Raw genomic sequence first — 19,488 nt, 5'->3', positions numbered from 1 at the left:
GCCCCGGACCGGACGGGCCGGCCGGGGCGGCGCAGGCGCCGGTCCGGACCGTCCGGTGGCTCAGCGCTGCAGGACGGAGAGGTCCTGTCCGGCCTCCGGTACGGCGACCCGGCCACGGTCGTCCGGCAGCGTCTGCACGGTGAACGCCGGCACGCCGCCGTCCTCCTCGGCGAGGGTGCGGGCGGCGTAGACCGTGCCGCCGGAGAGGCGTTCCACGGTCAGCGCGTAGGTGCCCTCGGCGCCCTTCGGACGTGGAGCCTCGACAGCGGTGGTGGTGCCCGGCTTCAGCGTGTAGGTGCTGCTCTGCGGGGACCCGCCCTCGCTGCCTGCGGAGGCGGTGACGCGAACCTTCGCCTGGCCGTCGAGGGCGAGGAGGGAGAGCGTGGAGCCCTTTTCCTGGTTGTCCGCTGCGGTCGCGCGCTGTTCGACCGGCTGGGTGCCGGTGAGGAATGCGGTCTCCTGCTCGCCCTTCTTCCCGCGGGTGATCCGCGCGGCGGCGACGATAGGCGTCTCGTCCCCGCTCTCGGTCGGGGTGAGGACCAGCGAGGCGGCGGCGCCCTGGGTGAGGTCGTCGAGGTCGACGGCGGCGGTCATGCCGGCCTTCACGTGCAGCGTCTCGAGGCCGGCCGGAGTGATGGTGCCGTTGGGCGTGGCGACGCCCACCTTGAGGTCGGCGTCGCTGTCGCCGGGGGCGTGCACCGCCAGGCGTACGGAGGTGGCGTCGGCGGGGATACCGGGGAGCACGGCGGTGGGCCGCGGCACGCCTGCGGGCGGCAGCCAGTCGCCGCCGAGCTTCTCGTCGGACGCGTGCACCTGTGCGGAGACCCGGCCGGCGCGGACCACGGCGTGCACAGTGACGTTGGTGACGGGCTCGTCGGTCAGCGTGGACAGCAGCACCGGCAGCGTCGAGCGCGGCGGCACGGTCAGGCCCCGCCCGTTCTCCCCCGGCAGGGCGCCGTCCTTGCTGTGCAGTTCCAGGTCCACGACGGCCGCGGTGTCGTCCGGGTTGGTCAAGTGGACGAAGTCCTGCCGGTCCTCGGCGGTGCTGGCGCCGGGGAACCAGAAGTCCGTGTCGGGGGCCGAGCAGGCAGTGCCGTGCAGACCGCGCCCGGTACCGGCGCTGACGACGGTGGTCTGCTGCACCGTCCAGCCGGGCGCGAACGGCCCGTCGGCGGAGCCGGCGAGGGCCGGCGCGTCGGCGCTGCCGTCGGTGTCGGTGACGGGCGTGCCGGGCTTCTTCAACGGCAGTACGGGGTCCGGCTGTTCGCCTTCACCGTCCTGCGGGTCCTTGTCGTCCTTGCCATCGCCCTTGTCGTCCTTGCCGCCCTTCTCCGGGTCGTCGGTGAGACCGGTGTCCTTCTCCGGGACCGGCAGCAGCGCGGCCTCGCCCTCGCCCTCGGTCTTGTTCGGCGGGCTGAAGGCCGTGTAACGGGTCTCAGCCAGGTCGGAGGAGGACGGCTCGGGGCAGACGAGAGTGGACCGCTGCACCGGCAACCGTTCGGCGACGGGCGCCTGGTCCGGGCTCTGCGGCGCGGGCGCGGTCAGCGCGGCGACTCCGGTGACCGCCGCGAGCGCCGTCGTCACGCCGATGAGGGTGAGGGTGGTGCGGTTCACTGGTTCTCACTCCTGTCGCCGTACGGCGTTCCTCCGCCGGTCCGGGGGTCGTAGCCGTAACTCTGCGGGGGCTGCTGCGGCTGCTGCCCGTCCCACTCGCCGTACTGCTGTCCGGGCACGTACGGCTGCTGCGCGTACGGCTCCTGACCGTCGCCGTCGTATCCCGTGTACGGGTCGTCCCCGTAGCCGCCCTGCGCGGGGACGGTGGCCTGACCGTACGGGTCGGGGTATCCGGTGCCGTACTGGTCGGCGTACTGGCCGTAGGGGACCTGCTCGGGCATCGGGGGCGCGGGCGGCTGCTCGAAGCCCGGCTCGGCGTCGGCCGGTCCGTCGGCGTCGGGGCTGTGTCCGGGTACTCCGTCGGCCGGGTCCGGCTCCGCGGCCGTCCGGTCCGCGCCCTCGGCCTCGGCGGCCGCGGCCCGCAGGCGGCGGGCGCGGCGGCCCTCCCCGGCGACGGGCTCCGCCGGGACGGTCTCCTCCTCGGGCAGGTCGTCGTCCACGTCGCGGCGCCGGCCGGGCAGCGCGAGCACGAGGACGACGAGGACCAGCGCGGCCTGCGTCCACAGCCACACGGTGTGGGTGACCGGAGTCTCGTAGGTGAGGTCCAGGCGGCCGCCCTCGGCGGGGAGTTCGAAGCCCTGCGCCCAGCCGTCGACGGTGACGGCGGTCAGTTCGCGGCCGTCCAGTGTGGCGCGCCAGCCGGTGTCCGCACGGTCGGCAACGCGCAGCACGCGCCCGTCGGAGCCCGACGGGAGGTCGGTGTGCGCCTCGACCGGCCCGGCGGGCACGAGTACCGGCCCCGGCGCGGCGCCGGTTCCGTCCCCGGACTTCTCCTCGCCGGGGACGATCCGGATCCGGGCCACCTCGGCGTCCACCCGCCACAGGGCGCTGCCGTCCTCCTGGCTGAGCCGGGTGAGGCCGGGTGTGGCGTCCAGCGTGCGGCTCAACTGCCGCGGCGCGCCCTCCCGGACGAGCACGTAGGCCACGGCGTAGTCACCGAGGCGCCTGGTCTGCTCGGCGCCGGAGCCGGCGACGAGGTGCGCGACGGTCTCGTCGAAGCGGGTGTCGCGGACGGCCGCGGCCGCGAGGTCGGCGTCGCCGAGGCGGGCGCCGGAGCCACGGACCACGGCGTAGGACACCTGGCCGGTGGCGGTCGCGTCGCCGCCTTCCTCTCCGTCGAGGACGAGGGTGCGGGCCTGGTCCTCGGTGTTGCTCTCCTCGGCGACGAAGGCGGGGACCTGGACGGGGCTGCGTCGGGTCAGCGGCTCGTGCGCGCCGTCGATCATCCAGCCGACAGCGGACAGCAGGGGCGCGGCGACGGCGGCGGCGGCGATCAGCGCGGCGACCGGCTGCTTCCAGCCGAAGTTCTGCGAGGCAACCCGTTCGCGTGCGCCCTCGGCGCCGACGGCGGCGGCGGCCAGCAGCGCGATCCCGTAGACCAGGGTGGCGGGGCCGGCCCAGCCCTGGGCGTTCGCGAGCCCCGCGAAGACCAGGCCCGTGAGGGCGACGGTCCAGGCGGCGCGTACGGGCGTCTGCCGGTCGGCGCGCAGCAGTGCGGCGAGCGCGGCCAGCACGATGCCCGCGAGCAGCAGTCCCCCGGCCGCGCCGGGGCCGCCTGGGGAGAGGGTGGCCAGGTCGAGCGCGTCGGCGGCACCGGTGCCGTAGGGCAGCCCCGCCTCGGTGAAGAGGCGGGAGGGACTGGTCAGCAGGGCGAGCGACCAGGGGGCGAGCAGCAGGGCCGGGGTGACGGCGACGACCGCGGCGCGGAGTGCGGCGCCCGCGACGCCGTCGCCGCGGCGCTGCGCGAGCACCACCGGGGCGAGGGCGAGGAGTACGCCGATCGGCCAGGTCACGGGCGTGAAGGCGGTGGTGAAGGTGAGCAGCAGCGCGTACGCCCAGACGGCGCGCCAGGAGGGCCGTCCGCGCAGGCCGCTCGCGGCCACGGCGGTGCGGGCGAGCAGGGGCAGCACGACGGCGAGTACCGCCGTGCCGATGCGGCCGCCCGCGAGGGCGCCGGTGGCGGCGGGCAGGAAGGCGTACGCGACGGCGGCCCAGGCGCGCACCAGGCGGGAGTCGACGAGCGGCCGGGAGGCGAAGTAGGCGGTGAGGCCGGCCAGCGGCACGGAGCAGACCAGCAGCAGGGTGAGCGCGGTGCCGGTGCTGCCGAAGAGGAGGGTGGCGACGAGCGCGAGCACCGCGAGGTAGGGCGGCGCGGTCTGGGTGCCGCCGATGCCCACGGGGTGCCAGGCGTCGGTGTACCGGGCCCACAGGTCGGACACGCTCTCCGGCGCGGGAAGGAGTGCGCCGCCGGCGAGGGAGCCGCCGGAGAGCAGCGCACGGCAGGCGATCAGCGAGACGAGCAGCAGGACGGCGAAGAGCAGCGGTCCGGGCTTCTGCGCGAGGCGCTTCATCCGGGCGAACTGCTCGACCTCGAGGAAGTCGGCGTCCTCGTCGGTCGGTCCCGACTCGACGGCGCCGTGCCGGCCGCCGGAGGACCGTTCGGGTTCGGCGCGGCCGGCGAAGTTGCTGACGACCTGTTCGACGGTGGCCCGTACGGTCGCGCCGGGCGGCGGGAAGAGCGGGCGCAGGTCGCGGTGGTCGACCACCGGCTTGCCCCGGCGCCTGCGGGCCCCGAGGATGCGCACCGGCCGCAGCAGGGTGCCGACCAGGCCGGACACCTCGTCCAGCGCCTGGCCGGGGACCTTGCCGACGAGATAGGCGAGGGTGCGCAGCAGAGTGCCGAAGACGAGCCGCAGCAGCACCCACGGCAGCCCGCGGGCGGGGGCGTTGGCCAGCATCGTGTAGACGGCGCCCGCCTTGTCCACCTTGTGCGGGCTGGCGCCTCCGCCGCGCCCGACGCAGTCGACGGGACGGCGTTCGCGGGAGGCGGCCTCGGCGTGCCGCATGTGGGCGTCGGGGACGACGAGCACGCGGTGGCCGGCGGCGTTGGCGCGCCAGCACAGGTCGACGTCGTCGCGCATCAGTGGCAGACGGCGGTCGAAGCCGCCGAGTGCGAGGAAGACGTCGCGGCGGATCAGCATGCCGGCGGTGGACACCGACAGCACCGGGCGCACCTGGTCGTGCTGGCCCTGGTCCTGCTCGCGGCGTTCGATGCCGGTCCAGCGACGGCCGCTGTTGGCGATGGTGACGCCGGTCTCGAGGAGCTGACGGCTGTCGTACCAGCTGCGCAGCTTGGGGCCGGCGACGGTGGCGGACGGATCGGCGTCCACGACCCGCAGCAGGTGGTGCAGGGCGTCGGGGGCCGGGGCGCAGTCGTCGTGCAGGAGCCAGAGCCACTGCACGGGTTCGCCGTGCGGCAGCTCGGGCATGTCGTACGCCTCGTCGTGCCAGGTGCGGGTGACGGGGTCCCAGCCGCTGGGGCGCTTGAGGTACGGCAGGTCGTCGGGGGTGAGTTCGCCCGCGGTGCGGACGGCCTCCTCGACGGCCGCGCCGAAGCCCGTGCGCCGGGCCATGTGCAGGACCCGGTCGGTACCGAGGGCGTCGGTGACCAGGCGGGCGGAGTCGTCGGCGCTTCCGGTGTCGGCGGCGATGACGTTCTGGACCGGGCGCTCCTGCCCGATCAGTCCCGACAGTGCTTCGGGCAGCCAGCGCGCGCCGTCGTGGGAGACGAGCACGGCGGTGACGACGTGCCGGGGGAAGTCAGGTGTGGCCGCCTGGTGTTGGGCCGCCGAATGACTGTGCACGGACATCGAGGTACAGGCCCCGTTTGAGTGGACGGCGGTGGACGCGCGCCCCCGCGAGGCGGGGCCGGACGCGTCTCGGACGGGCCCACACTAGAGGAGTGGCGCCGAGGTGGCGCCGTCCGCCCGCGTACGGGGCTCCGCCGCGCTCGCGGAGTGCGGGCGGAGAGCGGGATCGCCGCCGGTGCAGGCCTCCGCTCGCCGCCCCGTCGCGTCGCGCCGTCCGCCGCCCCGCGTCACGGCCGCCGGGACGTCACCGGTGGTCGGCCACCGCGGGTCGGCCACCGCGGGTCAGACCGCAGCTTTTTTCAGCCGTCGGCGCTCGCGCTCGGACAGTCCGCCCCAGATTCCGAAACGTTCGTCGTTGGCGAGTGCGTATTCGAGACACTCGGACCGGACTTCGCACGCGAGACAGACCTTCTTCGCCTCTCGCGTGGAACCGCCCTTCTCGGGAAAGAACGACTCGGGATCGGTCTGGGCGCACAGCGCGCGCTCCTGCCAGCCGAGTTCCTCGTCCGCCTCTTCGACCAGCAGTTGCTCCACCAGCTCGGTCATGTGCGCGCCCCTCGTCTGTCTTTGCTTCCCCGTGATGTCGTCGTTATCGATCCCGCCTGAACGACACGTGTGAAATTACAAGTGCGCCGATCCGGGAGGGTCAAGCTGAGATCTGCTATTGAGCCCGATATTCACTCTGCGGAACCAAGAGCTTGCAGAAAGTGTTCAATTCTCCACAAACTATGACAGTCGTACCGGGCGATCCGCCCGTGGCACTCTCCCGCCCTGAGTGACGACTCAGCCGTCGATCACGTTCCCGACCGCAGACCGAAGCGAAGCGGATCACAACCGGATCACAGATTCACAACGGCGCTCACGGGCCGGGATGGTGCGCCATGTGTCCGCGATCACCGGAACACAAACCCTTCTGTCCCCGACGTCACTCGAAGCGGTGAGACCTTCGCCGCCAAACGCGACATCCGGTTGACACCGCCCACGGGCTCCGGTCTCCTTGTGCCCATGCCCGTGACCCGCTCGCTCACTCCGGCCCGCCGCGGCGGGATCCCTGGTGCTGCGTCCGGTCACTGTCGCTGTCACTGCTGTTGAGGCACCCGAGGTACCCACACCCCCCTCCCCTCCGGCACGAAGGCGACTTTCCCCGTGAACAGCGACGTCCAGATCGCCGGCGACCTGCTCGCCGTCCGCCACCTCCTCCAGCCCGCGCCCGCGCACCCGACGACCGTCGCGGAGTTCGCCGGGCTGGCCCGCACCCTGGCCGCCGACCGCGCGTCGTGGGCGCCGCTGGTGCGCTACGACGCCACCACCCGCTGGTACCACCGGCTGCGCACCGGCCCCGGCTACGAGGTGTGGCTGCTCAGCTGGCTGCCCGGGCAGGGCAGCGGACGGCACGACCACGGCCCGTCGTCCGGCGTGCTGACCGTGCTGGAGGGCGAGCTCACCGAGCACTCCCGCGGCGGCACCAGACGGCTGCGGTCCGGCGCGCAGCGGGTCTTCGCCCCCGGCTACGTGCACGAGGCCGTCAACACCGGCCTCGAACCGGCCGTCACCCTGCACGTCTACTTCCCGGGCCTCACGCAGATGCCCATGCACGCCCCCGTCCGCCCGGAGGCCGTGCCCTCCGCAGCCGTACCCGCCACGGCCGTGCGGCCGGACGGCGCGACGACCGCCCGCTGAGCCCCGGCTGCCTGCGGCCGGGCCGGGCTGCAAGACTGTCCGTCATGCAGCGCATCGTGGTTCTGGCCGGGGGTATCGGCGGCGCCCGCTTCCTCCGCGGCCTCCAGTCCGCCGCACCGGACGCGGACATCACCGTCATCGGCAACACCGGGGACGACATCCACCTCTTCGGGCTGAAGATCTGCCCCGACCTCGACACCGTGATGTACACGCTCGGCGGCGGCATCCACGAGGAGCAGGGCTGGGGCCGCGCGGGCGAGACGTTCGCGGTGAAGGAGGAGCTGGCCGCGTACGGCGTCCAGCCCCAGTGGTTCGGGCTCGGCGACCGGGACGTCGCCACGCACCTCGTCCGCACGCAGATGCTCGGCGCCGGCTATCCCCTCAGCGCCGTCACCGAGGCGCTGTGCGCGCGCTGGCGACCGGGCGTGCGGCTGCTTCCGATGACGGACGACCGGGTCGAGACGCACGTCGCCGTCGAGGAGGGCGGCGAACGCAAGGCGCTCCACTTCCAGGAGTACTGGATCCGGCTGCGCGCCGAGCCGGACGCGCAGGCCGTCGTGCCCGTCGGCGCCGACCAGGCCGAGCCCGCGCCCGGTGTCCTGGAGGCCATCGCCGAGGCGGACGTGGTGCTGTTCCCGCCGTCGAACCCGGTGGTGAGCATCGGCACGATCCTCGCCGTACCCGGCATCCGGGAGGCCATCGCCGAGGCCGGCGTGCCGGTCGTGGGCCTCTCCCCCATCGTGGGTGACGCGCCGGTCCGCGGCATGGCCGACAAGGTGCTCGCCGCGATCGGCGTCCGGTCCACCGCCGCGGCCGTCGCCCGGCACTACGGCTCCGGGCTGCTCGACGGGTGGCTCGTCGACACGGTCGACGCGGGCGCGGTCGACGAGGTCGAGGAGGCCGGCATCCGCTGCCGGGCGGTGCCGCTGATGATGAGCGACCCGGAGGCGACCGCACGGATGGCGTCGGACGCGCTGGCACTCGCCGAGGAGGTGCGGGCATGACCGCGCCGGAGCACCGCGACGCCCGCCCCGGCTACCGCGTCTGGGCGCTGCCCGGAATCCCCGAGGTGCGCGAGGGCGACGACCTGGTGAAGCTGATCGCCGAAGCGGCCGCGGCCGAGGGCCTCGACGGCCTGATGGACGGCGACGTACTCGTCGTCACCTCGAAGATCGTCAGCAAGGCGGAAGGCCGTACGGTCGCCGCCGACGACCGGGAGGCCTCCATCGACGCCGAGACCGTACGCGTCGTCGCACGACGCGGGCCTGCGCGGATCGTCGAGACCCGGCACGGCTTCGTGATGGCCGCCGCGGGCGTCGACGCGTCCAACACCCCGGCCGGAACCGTGCTGTTGCTGCCCGAGGACCCCGACGATTCCGCCGCCCGTATCCGGGACGGCCTGTACGACGTACTGGGCGCGCGAGTGGGCGTCGTCGTCACCGACACCTTCGGACGCCCCTGGCGCGAGGGGCAAACCGACGTGGCGATCGGCGCGGCCGGCGTGCGCGTCCTGGAGGATCTGCGCGGCGGCGTCGACTCGTACGGCAATCCGCTGGGCGTCACGGTCACCGCCGTCGGCGACGAACTGGCCGCGGCTGGCGAACTGGTGAAGGGCAAGGCCGACGGGCGACCGGTCGCGGTCGTGCGCGGCATGGGGCGGCACGTGCTCGGCGCCGGAGACCGGGACACCACGGCGCAGCCCCTCGTACGGGACGCGGCGCTGGACATGTTCCGGCTCGGCACCTCCGAGGCCGTACGGGAGGCGGTGACCGGGCGGCGCACCGTGCGCGAGTTCACCGACGAGCCGGTGGACGGCGCGGCGGTGCGCCGGGCCGTCGCGGCGGCCGTCACCGCACCCGCGCCGCACCACACCACGCCCTGGCGGTTCGTCCTGCTGGAGTCCGAGGCGTCGCGGCTGCGGCTGCTGGACGCGATGCGGGACGCCTGGATCGCCGACCTGCAGGCCGACGGCAGGAGCGAGGAGAGCATCGCCAAGCGCGTGCGGCGCGGCGACGTGCTGCGCAACGCGCCTTACCTGGCGGTGCCGTGCATGGTGGCGGACGGGTCGCACACCTACCCGGACGCACGTCGGGCCACCGCCGAACGCGAGATGTTCGTCGTCGCCCACGGTGCGGGCATCCAGAACTTCCTGGTGGCGCTGGCCGGCGAGCAGCTCGGGTCGGCGTGGATCTCCTCGACGATGTTCTGCCGCGACGTGGTGCGCGAGGTGCTCGAGCTGCCCGGGACGTGGGAGCCGATGGGCGCGGTGGCGATCGGTCACGCGGCGGGCGCACCGAAGGCACGGCCGGCACGGAGCGCCGAGGCGTTCACGGTGGTGCGCTGAGACGTCCCCGGCCGCTCCGGTGCGCCGGGCGTCGGCTGCCCCTCCCCGGCCCGGCGCTCCCCGCCTCAGAGCGTGGCGATGTCGGTGCGGGGCATCTTGGGCACGCGGCGCGGCGGGATGCGGCCGGTCGTGAGCAGGAGCCGGGCCGCGCGGTGGCGCTGGCCCTGCGCCGCGTAGGGAGCCAGCAGTTCCAGCATGCCGTCGTCGTCGCAGCCCCGGCGTCCGGTCAGGGCGTAGCCCACGATGCCCGGCAGGTGCAGGTCGCCGACCGTCAGCGCGTCGGCCGCGCCGTTGCTGCGCTGCAGCGTCTCCGCAGCGGTCCACGGGCCGATGCCGGGGATGGCGCAGAGCCGGGCGACCGCCGCGTCGAGGTCCATGCGTGCGGCCTCCTCCATGCGCGACCAGCGCTGCACGGCACGCAGGATCGTCGCGGAGCGCTTGGAATCGACCCCGGCGCGGTGCCACTCCCAGGAGGGAATCAGCGCCCAGGTCCGCGGCGCGGGCAGGACGTGCAGGTCCTCGCGCGGGCCGGGTGCCGGCTCACCGAAGCGGCGCACCAGGCGGCGCCAGGCACGGTGCGCCTCCTCCGCGGTGACCTTCTGCTCCAGCACCGACGGGATCAGCGACTCCATCACCAGGCCGGTGCGGACGAGCCGCAGGCCGGGGTTGCGGCGGTGCGCCTCGCGCAGCAGGTCGTGGTGGGCCACGAACGCGCCGGGGTCGTCGTCGGCGCCGAGCAGCGCCGGAAGCCGGTCCAGCGACCATTCCGCGCCGGTCCCCCACGCCTCCGCCTCGACGCGGACGCCGGACCCGCCGCCCCGGGCGGCGATCCGCAGCGTGACCGGCCCGGCGGGCGTCCGCATGGTGCGCCACACCGCGCCGTCCACCACCCGGCAGGTGGGGTCGTACGGGCCGCGACGCAGCACGTGCAGACTGCTCAGCAGGTCGTACGGCCCTTCGGGGTCCCATCGGCGGCGGACGCCGGACCGGGACGGGCGCACGCCGGGCGCCTCCGGCCTCGGCCGGGACAGCCCGTCGGCCGGGGACGGCCTGTCTCCTCGTCGGGCCATCGTCGCCACCGCCTCACGTCACGTCCGCCGCGTCTCTCGCTCACTGGTCGGAGGAGAACCGCACCGCACCGGCCCCGATGCGTGCACCGCACCATATGCGGATGCCGTCGCGCAGCTCGTTGTCGGGGCCGACCTCCGCGCGGTCGCCGATGACGGCGCCGTCCAGTACGGTGCGCGCACCGATGCGCGCGCCCGCGCCGATCAAGGAGTCGCGTACGACGGCGTCCGGCTCCACGACCGCGTCGTCGAGCAGGGTGCTGCCCTCGACGCGGGCTCCGGTGCCGACGACCGCGCCCGCGCCGACGGCGGTGCCGCCGGAGAGCTTGGCGTCCTCGGCGACGGTCGCTCCGTCCAGCACCAGGCACGCGCCGCGGCGGCCCGGCACGGCCGGCGAGGGAGCGTGCCCCAGCACCAGGTCGGCGGAGCCGCGGACGAAGGCCTGCGGGGTGCCGAGGTCCAGCCAGTAGGTGGAGTCGACCATGCCCTGGAGGTGGGCGCCGTCGGCGAGCAGGCCGGGAAAGGTCTCGCGTTCGACGGACACCGGACGGTCGTGGGGGATCGTGTCGATCACGGACCGCTGGAACACGTACGCGCCCGCGTTGATCTGGTCGGTGACGATCTCCTCGGGCGTCTGCGGCTTCTCCAGGAAGGCGGTGACGCGCCCGTCGTCGTCAGTCGGGACGAGCCCGAACGCGCGCGGGTCGGCCACCCGCGTGAGGTGCAGGGACACGTCGGCTCCGGTGTCGGCGTGCGTGCGGACCAGCGCGCGGATGTCCAGGCCGGTGAGAATGTCGCCGTTGAAGACGAGCACCGGTTCGTCCGGCCCGGAGGTGAGGCGGGAGGCGACGTTGCGCAGGGCCCCGCCGGTGCCCAGCGGCTCCTCCTCGGTGACGTACTCCAGGTGCAGGCCGAGGTCGGAGCCGTCGCCGAAGTACGGCTCGAACACCTCCGCGAGGTAGGAGGTGGCCATCACCACGTGCTCGACCCCGGCGGCGCGGGCACGGGCGAGCTGATGGGTGAGGAAGGGCACCCCCGCGGCCGGGACCATCGGCTTGGGCGTGTGCACCGTGAGCGGCCGCAGCCGGGTGCCCTTGCCTCCGACGAGGAGAATCGCCTCAGTCAACGTCGTCTCTGCTTCCTGCCGGGACCGGTCCGTCTCGTCCGCCACGCCTGCGCCCCCCTGACACCGGGGCCGTCGGCGGGCCGGCGCCGCGCGGCATGACGTGGGACGCGCCGTCGGCCGCGCGGGGTTGACCGACGGGTTGCCGTCGACGGGGATCCGGCCGGGCCGACGCCGACCGCCGCCCCGGTTCTTCGGAGCGTGCGGGGCCGGGACCCGGGCGCCGGGCGTTCGGCAGCCAGTCTATGCGGACGGCGCCGCCCGTCCCGGCCCGCGGGTGAGCGCTTCCGGCCCGCCGGCCCACCGACCCGCAGTACGCCCGTCGGCGCGGGGAGGACGCCTCCTTCGAGGTCAGCGCCCCTGGAGCTTGGCGGCGAGCTTCCGGACGGCGCCCAGATCCCCGTAGAGCTGCTTGCCGGGGCAGGCGGTGGAGAAGCCGTCCCGGTGGCCGGAGATGGTGCGCATCCTGACCTTGGCGCCCTTGCTGTACTTGCCGCCCTCGGACGTCATACGGGTGCGGCCCTCGGCGTTGACGCCGTAGAGCCCGAGCTTCCAGGCGGTGAGCTTGGCGATGGCGTCGGTGGCCTTCTTCGGCGGGTTCTTGCTGCTGAAGTCGCCGAGGACGGCGACGCCCATGCTGGCGTTGTTGAAGCCGAGAGTGTGGGCGCCGCGCACCGGCTGGGTGACCCCGCCGGCCCGGCCCTCGTAGAGGGTGCCGCACTTGTCGACGAGGAAGTTGTAGCCGATGTCGCGCCAGCCGAGGCTCTTGACGTGGTAGCGGTAGATTCCGCGGATGACCTTGGGCGCTTCCTTGCAGCTGTAGCCGTTGCTGCCCGCGGTGTGGTGGACGAAGGCCATCTTCACGTCGTCGCCGTACGCGTAGCCGCTCTCGCGCACGCTCTCGTCGGCACCCCAGCCGCTGCGGATGACGATGCCGGGCCGGGGCCCGACGTGCGGCTTGCCGTCCGCCGCCCGCACCTCGGGGGTGAGGTCGTGCTCGGCCGCGTCCGCCAGGGTCTCCTCCATGGTCAGCGCGGGCAGCCGGCCCGGCGCGGCGGCGGCCTTCTCCCCGGCCGACTCCTCCCGGGCCGGAGTCTCCTCGGCGGCCTGCTCCTCGACGGGCGCCTTCTCGGCGGCCCGCTTCTCCGCAGGCTCCTTCTCGGTGCCCTGCTTCTCCGCGGGCTCGTCCTCCGCGAGGCTCTGCGCCCCGCCGCCTCGCGGAGCGCCGGCTCGTGCGCTCGTGCCCGGTACGTCGGAGGCCGGACGTCCGCCGGCGGCGTCGGCGATCCGGGCCGGGGCGTCACCGGGGTCGACCAGTTCCATCCGCAGGCCGCGCGGGAGTTCGCCGTGCTCGGGGCGGACCTGCACCTGGACGCCGTCCGAACGGCCGACCCACAGGGGCGGGGTGGAGCCGCGCTGCGCGCCGTCCTCGCCGCCGGCCCGGTGGGACGGCGTCGGGGCGTGTTCGCTGTGCGTGGCGAGGGTCCGCCAGCCCGACCAGTCGCCCGTCGCCGCATTCCGGGTACGGATGCGCACGTCGGCGTCGAGCCGCTCCCGGGGTCCTGCCAGACGATGCCGACCAGGGAGAAGGGGCGCACGGTGCGCTGTTCCAGACCGACCGTGTCTCCCGGAGCGGCTCGTCCGTCCACTTCCCCGGGACGGGCCTCGTGCGGGTGCGGGGCGCTGCCCGAGCGCCGGGAACCGGTCGGGTCGCCGTGGGACGCGACTCGGGCGAGCGGCAGCGACTGCGTGCTGCCGGGCATGCCGGTGACGGGGGATGCGAGCGACGCGTCCCGCTGCGCGGCGCCGGGGGTCCGGACGTCGCCGGGCGCGACCGCCGCGGCGGCCGGCTGCAGCAGGAGAGTCACGGTGGACAGAACACCGAGCGAGGTGGCGAGAAGTGCACGCATACATACGACAATGAGCCGATTAGCCCGCTTCTGTCCATCCGGAAACTGACACGCCGTCGGCCCCGGAACGCTCGAACAGGTGCCCCGCGCGGCGGGTGACGTTCCGTCGGACGCGTAACCTGGCCCCGATGAACGCCACCGACCGCACCCCCGCCGACCTGCTGTCTTCCGCGCTCGCCGCCGACCCTGCGCGCCCGCTGGTGACCTTTTACGACGACGCCACCGGCGAACGCGTGGAACTCTCCGTCGCGACCCTCGCCAATTGGGTGGCGAAGACCGGCAACCTACTCCAGGACGACCTGTCCGCCGCGCCCGGCGACCGGCTCGCGCTGCTGCTCCCGGCGCACTGGCAGACCGCCGTCTGGCTGCTCGCCTGCTCCGCCGTCGGGGTGACCGTGGACCTGCACGGCGACCCGTCCGGTGCGGATCTCGCCGTCGCCGGCCCGGACGCCCTCGACGCGGCACGCGCCTGTGGCGGCGAACGGGTGGCCCTCGCGCTGCGGCCGATGGGCACCCGCTTCCCGCAGCCCCCGGAGGGCTTCGCGGACTACGCGGTGGAGGTCCCCGGCCAGGGCGACCGCTTCACGCCGTACGCCCCGGTGGACGCCGACACCACCGCGCTCGTCCTCCCCGGCGGCGAGGAGCTGACCGGGGCGCAGCTCGTCGAGCGGGCACGCGCGGACGCGGCGGGGCTCGGCCTGGAAGCCGGCTCGCGACTGCTGACGCGCCTGCCGTACGACGACTGGGCCGGGGTGTCGGCCGGGCTGTACGCGCCGCTCGCCGCCGGGGCGTCCGTGGTGCTGTGCCGGAACGCGGACGGGCTGGACGCCGCCGCGCTGGAGCACCGCCGCGACGCCGAACGGGTCACCCACACCGCCGGCTGACGCGCTCCCGCCACGCTCGTCGGCAGGGCCGTCGCGACCGTCGGCGTCACATCGGCGCGACCGTGCGTACAACCCTTGGCCCGTCCCGCACGTCTGTCTGAGTGACCGGCTTCCGTACGGCCACCCGGCGGCCTGGCGCCCGAACTCCGCCTGCGCCACCCGCGCGCCGCCCGTACGTCCGCACGCCGCCCGAGCCACCCGGCTCCGCTGCGGTGCGCCGGTCCGCCCGCGCACCAGCGAACCCCGGACGGACGGACGCCCACGTGACCACGCACACCGGCCCCATCGGCGACGACGGAACGGCCGCCACCCCGGCGGCCTCCCCGGAGACCACCGAAGCCGGACCGGCGAACTCCGCTTCCCGGCCGCGCCCCTCGGACCGGCGGCGCCGCGCACTGCGCTGGGTGGCCTTCGGCACGTCGGCGGCGCTGCTGACCGGCGCCGGCACGGCGTGGGCGGTGCTGCGGGACCTCGACGGCAACATCCGCACCGACACCTCGACCGCCCGCGAACTGGCCCGCCACGCGGGCGAACGCCCCGACCCGACGGCGGGCGAGACGCGGAACGTCCTGCTGCTGGGCTCCGACAGCCGGGAGGGGCGTAACTCCGGCTACGGCGACGCGATCGGCGCCCGCAGCGACACCACGATCCTGCTGCACCTGCCGGCCGACCGCAGCCACGCCACCGCCGTGTCGATCCCGCGCGACCTGATGGTCGACGTCCCCGAGTGCCGCCGGTCCGACGGCACCACCACCCGGGCGCAGTTCGCCCAGTTCAACTGGGCGTTCCAGTTCGGCGGCGCGGCCTGCACCATCCGCACCGTGGAGAGGCTGACCGGGGTGCGGATCGACCACCACCTGATCGTCGACTTCAAGGGCTTCAAGAACATCGTGAACGCCGTCGGGGGCGTCGAGGTCTGCCTGCCGCACGACGTCCACGACCGGGACGCCAGCCTGGACCTGGAGGCGGGGCGGCAGACGCTGAACGGCAAGCAGGCGCTCGGCTACGTGCGGGCCCGCAAGGCCTTCGACGGCAGCGACACCCAACGCATCGGCCGCCAGCAGGACTTCCTCGCCTCGCTGCTGGACGAGGTGCGCGAGGAAGGGGTGCTGACCGACCCGTCCAAGCTCTACCCGCTGCTCGACGCCGCCACGTCGGCACTGACCGCGGACGAGGGCCTGGACTCGCTCCGCGAGCTGTACGGGCTGGTGCGGAGCCTGCGGGAGACGCCCGAGGGCGAGGTGCACTTCCTCACTGTGCCCCGGCAGCCCCACACCCTCGACCCGAACCGGGACGAACTCGTACAGCCCGCCGCAAACCAGCTGTTCGAAAGGCTGCGCGACGGAGAACCCGCGCGCGTGACACACACCACAACACCAGGAGCGACGCCCGACTCGTCGCCGGAGCCAGAATCCCCTTACCGTGAGGCCTCCGATGCCACCGGCGTATGCGGCGGGGACGGTGCACGGAATGGGGGGAATTGACCTACTAGGAGCTGGCGATGCCGGTCACCGGCATCGCCGACCGCCCGGACCGCCGGATATGGTGAGCGATCCGGTCCGCCCCTCGCCGGGGCGCCAGGCGCACAATGGAGGACACTCGCAATCGTGGACGCGCAAGGCCGGCGACACGCAGGCGACATCGACCCCGCAGACCAGTGGGTGTTCAACCCGAGCACCGGCACCTACGAACTGCAGTCGGGCCCTGCTGCCGACAACTCCCGCCACACGTACGGCAACGGCGACCGCATGACGGCGCCACGCCAGAGAACGTCCTCCTCCACGAAGCCTACCGACCGTCAACGCGCGGCGACCGACGGCTACGTACCGCCGCAGCGCGGACGCCGCCGCACCCGCCCGCAGGACGACGGCGAGCACCCCCGTTCCGGGGACGACGGCGGCGGGCCGCGCGCCAGCCGCCGCAAGCCCCGCCCGAAATCGACCGGGAAGAAGCGCGCCCTGCAGTGGGGCGGAGGCATACTCGGCATGCTCCTGCTGGTCGGCTGCGCGAGCGTGGCCTGGACGTACTACCGGCTGAACGGCAACCTCACGACCGTCGACGTCGGCATCGACAACCCGGCGGTCTCCGACGGCCCGCTGAACATCCTGCTCATCGGCACCGACTCCCGGCAGGGCAAGGGCAACGACGGCTACGGCGACGCGGAGAGCGTCGGCCACGCCGACACCACGCTGCTCTTCCACGTCTCCGCCGACCGCTCCAACGCCACGGTGCTCTCCATCCCGCGCGACCTGATGGTCGACGTCCCCGACTGCCCGGTGACGCAGGAGGACGGCTCCAAGAAGATCATCCCCGGTACCCAGAACGTGCGCTTCAACACCAGCCTGGGCCAGTTCGGCAGGGACCCGGGCTGCACCTGGCGCACGGTGCATGAAGTGACGGGCGTCCAGCCCAACCACTTCATGCTGGCGGACTTCAACGCGGTGAAGGAACTCTCCACTGCCGTCGGTGGCGTCGGGGTATGCCTCGAACACCCCGTCAAGGACCCCAAGTCCCACCTGGACCTCCCCGCCGGACGCAGCGTCGTCGAGGGCGAACAGGCCCTGGCCTTCGTACGGACGAGGAAGTCGATCGGCTTCTCCAGCGACCTGGACCGGATCAAGCTCCAGCAGCAGTTCCTGAGTTCCATGGTGCGCAAGATGAAGTCCAGCGACACCCTCACCGACCCGGGCAAGCTGTTCGACCTGGCGGACGTGGCCACCAAGTCGCTGACGGTGGACGACGGCATCGGCGGGGTGGACAAGCTGATCGCCCTCGCCAAGGACCTGCGTCGGATCGACACGAAGAACATCAGCTTCGTCACCGCGCCGGTGCTGGACAACCCGGAGGACCCGAACACGGTCATACTGGACCCGAACAAGGCCCAGCCGCTCTTCCGCATGGTCCAGCAGGACAAGTCCCTGACGAAGACCGACAAGGGCAAGAAGAAGGCGAAGAAGGACCAGGGCGCCGACCTGTCGAAGGTCGAGAAGGCGCCCGCGTCCGAGGTGCGGGTCGACGTGCTCAACGGCGGCGCCCCGGCCGGGTCCGCGCAGACCACGCTCACCTGGCTCCAGACCGAACAGGGCGTGCCGCTCTCCACCAACGCGGGCAACGCCCCGAAGGAGCTGGAGAAGACGACGCTCGAATACGCCCCGAACCAGGCCTCTCAGGCCGCCGCCCTGGCGGAGATGATGGGGCTGCCCTCCTCGGCGCTGAAGCAGACCTCCGGGGACGCCGGACCGCAGGAGGGGATGACCCTCACGCTCGGCGCGGACTTCGTCGAACCGGGCGTGAAACTGGAGGCGCCCGACAAGGCCCCCGTGGACGCCGTCAACGCCGGCGACAAGTCCCTCTGCGCCGGATAGCGCGGACCCCCTGCCGCCTCCCGGGAGGCGGCAGGGGACGTACAACACCACATCAGGACGGAGAGGTCTCGTGCGGCAGCAGGACGACATCCGGCACAGCAGGAGACGTTCGGATGCGCCCTCGGCCGGCGATCTGGGCTGGGACGACGGTCTCTACGACGACTCCCACCGCCCTCCCCACCCGCGCAGCGGCGACCACGACGAGCCCGGCGAGCCCGGCGAGCCCGGCGAGCCCGGCGACGACTCCGGGGAGATATCCGGCGGCGGGCGGAAGCGTCCGCGGCGCCGCACCCTGCGCTGGATCGCCATCGGCCTCGCCGTCCTCGTCCTCGTCACGTCCGGCGGCGGTTACCTCTACTACCAGCACCTGAACGGCAACCTCCGTACCGGCGAGCGCAGCGCCTCCGACAGCGGTCTCACCGCCCCCGGACCCAACGCGCAGGGCGACACCCCGCTCAACATCCTCGTCCTCGGCTCCGACAGCCGGAACTCCGACGCCAACCTCGAACTGGGCGGCAGCAGGGACAGCGTCGGGCAGAAGCCCCTGGCCGACGTCCAGATGCTGCTGCACATCTCCGCCGACCGCTCGGACGCCTCGATGATCAGCATCCCCCGCGACACCCGGGTGGACATCCCCGAGTGCAGCGACGCCGACACCGGGAAGACATACCCGGAGACCAACGGGCTGATCAACACCACCCTGGGCCGCGGCGGTCCCGGCTGCACGCTCGCCACTTGGGAGAAGCTGACCGGCGTCTACATCCACCACTGGGTGACCGTCGACTTCGCGGGCGTCGTGGCCATGGCCGACGCGGTCGGCGGCGTCGAGGTCTGCGTCGAGCACAACGTGTGGGACCGGCCGCTGCCAGGCGCGGGCGGCGGATCGGGGCTGAAGCTCACCGCCGGCACACACGAGATCAAGGGCGAGACCGCCCTCCAGTGGCTGCGCACCCGGCACGCCTTCCACAGCGACATCGGCCGCGCCAAGGCCCAGCACATGTACCTCAACTCGATGCTGCGGAAGCTCAAGTCGCAGAACGTCTTCACCAACACCGGACGGCTCCTGGACCTGGCGGAGTCCGCCACGAAGGCCCTCACCGTCTCGAACGAGATCGGCTCGGTGAAGGACCTCTACAACGTAGGCGTCCAGTTCCAGAACGTGCCGACCGACCGCGTCACGATGGCGACCATGCCGACCGTCCAGGACCCGTCGAACCCGAACCACCTGCTGCCCGGCGAGGACGCCTCGCACCTCTGGGCGATGCTGCGCGACGACGTGCCGCTGGACGGAAACGGCGAGAAGGCGGACACGGAGGGCGACGACGGGAAGGCGCCGGGCGCCGGGGCGTCGCAGGGGCCGGAAGCGCAGACCGCCTCCGCGATCCCGGTGCGGGTGCTCAACGGCACCGGCAGCGACGGCGAGCCGGCCGTCGGCGGGCGCGCCGGCAGCGTCACGCAGCAGCTCCAGGCGGCGGGCTTCGGCCAGGCCATCACCGTCGCCACGCCGCAGCCGCAGGCGGACACCACGCTCACCTACCCGGAGTCGGGTGGCGAGCAGTCCCGCGCCGACGCGCTCTCCGTGGCGAAGGAACTCCGCATCCCCGAGGACGCGGTGAAGGCGTCGTCCCAGGTGCAGTCCGTCACCCTCGTCGTGGGCGACGACTGGCGTGAGGGCACCTCCTACGAGGCGCCCGGCGCCGGTTCCGTCCCCGACAGCGCCGACCCCCTCAACGCCTCCGACGACAGCGGGACGTGCATGCCCGTGTACGAGCCCTACCGCTGGTGACTCCG

The 19,488-nt window shown here is 73.7% G+C and carries 13 protein-coding genes; 7 read left to right on the top strand and 6 right to left on the bottom strand.

All coding sequences use genetic code 11. The features are described from left to right. Positions 1 to 60: 60 nt before the first annotated feature. The 3 genes from E4198_RS16670 to E4198_RS16660 all read right to left on the bottom strand — a co-directional run bounded on the left by E4198_RS16670 (position 61) and on the right by E4198_RS16660 (position 5,870). Positions 61 to 1,614 carry a DUF5719 family protein gene (locus tag E4198_RS16670; RefSeq protein ID WP_136183861.1) on the bottom strand — a complete coding sequence of 518 codons (1,554 nt, stop codon included), beginning with the start codon at positions 1,612 to 1,614 and terminating at the stop codon, positions 61 to 63. Continuing rightward, on the bottom strand, positions 1,611 to 5,324 hold the full coding sequence (locus tag E4198_RS16665) for a glycosyltransferase (protein WP_136183860.1): 3,714 nt from the start codon (positions 5,322 to 5,324) through the stop codon (positions 1,611 to 1,613). Before E4198_RS16665 ends, E4198_RS16670 begins: the two co-directional genes overlap by 4 nt. A gap of 282 nt (positions 5,325 to 5,606) precedes the next feature. Then, positions 5,607 to 5,870 carry a WhiB family transcriptional regulator gene (locus E4198_RS16660; protein ID WP_027763975.1) on the bottom strand — a complete coding sequence of 88 codons (264 nt, stop codon included), beginning with the start codon at positions 5,868 to 5,870 and terminating at the stop codon, positions 5,607 to 5,609. A 600-nt stretch (positions 5,871 to 6,470) separates the two neighbouring features. On the opposite strand from E4198_RS16660, the gene E4198_RS16655 reads away from it, so the two are divergent. Genes E4198_RS16655 through E4198_RS16645 form a run of 3 tightly spaced genes read left to right on the top strand, consistent with a single transcriptional unit; the run spans position 6,471 to position 9,348 of the window. After that, on the top strand, positions 6,471 to 7,004 hold the full coding sequence (locus E4198_RS16655) for a cysteine dioxygenase family protein (RefSeq protein ID WP_136183859.1): 534 nt from the start codon (positions 6,471 to 6,473) through the stop codon (positions 7,002 to 7,004). A gap of 44 nt (positions 7,005 to 7,048) precedes the next feature. Continuing rightward, complete coding sequence (gene cofD / locus E4198_RS16650; RefSeq protein WP_136183858.1) at positions 7,049 to 8,008, top strand: 2-phospho-L-lactate transferase; 960 nt, start codon at positions 7,049 to 7,051, stop codon at positions 8,006 to 8,008. Further along, the gene (locus tag E4198_RS16645) at positions 8,005 to 9,348 is read left to right on the top strand and encodes a coenzyme F420-0:L-glutamate ligase (RefSeq protein WP_136183857.1); all 1,344 of its coding nucleotides are present in this window, start codon (positions 8,005 to 8,007) and stop codon (positions 9,346 to 9,348) included. Before cofD ends, E4198_RS16645 begins: the two co-directional genes overlap by 4 nt. Positions 9,349 to 9,413: 65 nt before the next feature. Here the strand turns inward: E4198_RS16645 and E4198_RS16640 are convergent, their stop codons facing one another. The 3 genes from E4198_RS16640 to E4198_RS25520 all read right to left on the bottom strand — a co-directional run bounded on the left by E4198_RS16640 (position 9,414) and on the right by E4198_RS25520 (position 13,074). Further along, positions 9,414 to 10,292 (bottom strand): DNA-3-methyladenine glycosylase 2 family protein, encoded by an 879-nt coding sequence (locus E4198_RS16640; RefSeq protein WP_247597938.1) that lies wholly within the window; start codon positions 10,290 to 10,292, stop codon positions 9,414 to 9,416. Between the two features lie 166 nt (positions 10,293 to 10,458). Then, on the bottom strand, positions 10,459 to 11,541 hold the full coding sequence (locus tag E4198_RS16635; RefSeq protein ID WP_136185437.1) for an NDP-sugar synthase: 1,083 nt from the start codon (positions 11,539 to 11,541) through the stop codon (positions 10,459 to 10,461). Between the two features lie 348 nt (positions 11,542 to 11,889). Then, positions 11,890 to 13,074: an N-acetylmuramoyl-L-alanine amidase gene (locus tag E4198_RS25520; RefSeq protein ID WP_348771307.1), complete on the bottom strand. Its 1,185-nt coding sequence runs from the start codon at positions 13,072 to 13,074 to the stop codon at positions 11,890 to 11,892. A 502-nt stretch (positions 13,075 to 13,576) separates the two neighbouring features. Between E4198_RS25520 and E4198_RS16625 the strand changes: the two genes are divergently transcribed. The 4 genes from E4198_RS16625 to E4198_RS16610 all read left to right on the top strand — a co-directional run bounded on the left by E4198_RS16625 (position 13,577) and on the right by E4198_RS16610 (position 19,483). Further along, positions 13,577 to 14,332, top strand: coding sequence for a TIGR03089 family protein (locus tag E4198_RS16625; RefSeq protein WP_136183855.1), 756 nt, complete (start codon positions 13,577 to 13,579; stop codon positions 14,330 to 14,332). A 263-nt stretch (positions 14,333 to 14,595) separates the two neighbouring features. Continuing rightward, a complete protein-coding gene (locus E4198_RS16620) occupies positions 14,596 to 15,816 on the top strand; it encodes an LCP family protein (protein WP_136183854.1) in 1,221 nt (406 codons plus the stop codon). Positions 15,817 to 15,939: 123 nt separating this feature from the next. Further along, positions 15,940 to 17,697 carry an LCP family protein gene (locus tag E4198_RS16615; RefSeq protein ID WP_136183853.1) on the top strand — a complete coding sequence of 586 codons (1,758 nt, stop codon included), beginning with the start codon at positions 15,940 to 15,942 and terminating at the stop codon, positions 17,695 to 17,697. A 70-nt stretch (positions 17,698 to 17,767) separates the two neighbouring features. Continuing rightward, positions 17,768 to 19,483, top strand: coding sequence for an LCP family protein (locus tag E4198_RS16610; protein ID WP_247597716.1), 1,716 nt, complete (start codon positions 17,768 to 17,770; stop codon positions 19,481 to 19,483). The last annotated feature ends 5 nt before the right edge of the window (positions 19,484 to 19,488 follow it).

The organism is Streptomyces sp. RKND-216, assembly GCF_004795255.1.
In the GTDB taxonomy this organism is placed as follows: domain Bacteria; phylum Actinomycetota; class Actinomycetes; order Streptomycetales; family Streptomycetaceae; genus Streptomyces; species Streptomyces hazeniae.
This window is presented reverse-complemented; position numbering and strand designations above follow the sequence as displayed.